Raw genomic sequence first — 556 nt, 5'->3', positions numbered from 1 at the left:
GTCGGCGCCGGCTCCGCGGGGCTCTCCTGCGCGTACGAGCTCTCCAAGGACCCCTCCGTCAGCGTCGCCGTCATCGAGCAGTCGGTGTCCCCCGGCGGCGGCGCGTGGCTCGGCGGGCAGCTGTTCTCCGCCATGGTGGTGCGCAAGCCGGCGCACCTGTTCCTCGACGAGCTCGGCGTCGCGTACGACGAGCAGGAGGACTACGTCGTCATCAAGCACGCCGCGCTCTTCACCTCCACCGTCATGAGCCGCCTCCTGGCGCGCCCCAACGTGAAGCTGTTCAACGCCGTCGCCGTCGAGGACCTCATCGTCAAGGAGGGCCGCGTCGGCGGCGTGGTCACCAACTGGGCGCTGGTGTCGATGAACCACGACACGCAGTCGTGCATGGACCCCAACGTGATGGAGTCCAGGGTGGTGGTGAGCTCCTGCGGCCACGACGGGCCGTTCGGCGCCACGGGCGTCAAGCGGCTGCAGGACATCGGCATGATCGACGCCGTGCCCGGCATGCGCGCCCTCGACATGAACACCGCCGAGGACGAGATCGTCCGCCTCACCC

General features: G+C 69.6%; 1 protein-coding gene. It reads left to right on the top strand.

What is annotated here, in order from left to right; genetic code table 11:
- The coding region (locus tag NEV57_RS15885) for a sulfide-dependent adenosine diphosphate thiazole synthase (RefSeq protein WP_257659293.1) at positions 1-556 on the top strand (556 nt) is incomplete at both ends.

It is taken from the genome of Parapedobacter lycopersici (assembly GCF_024643285.1).
GTDB classification, from domain to species: Bacteria; Bacteroidota; Bacteroidia; order Sphingobacteriales; family Sphingobacteriaceae; genus Parapedobacter; species Parapedobacter lycopersici.
This window is presented reverse-complemented; position numbering and strand designations above follow the sequence as displayed.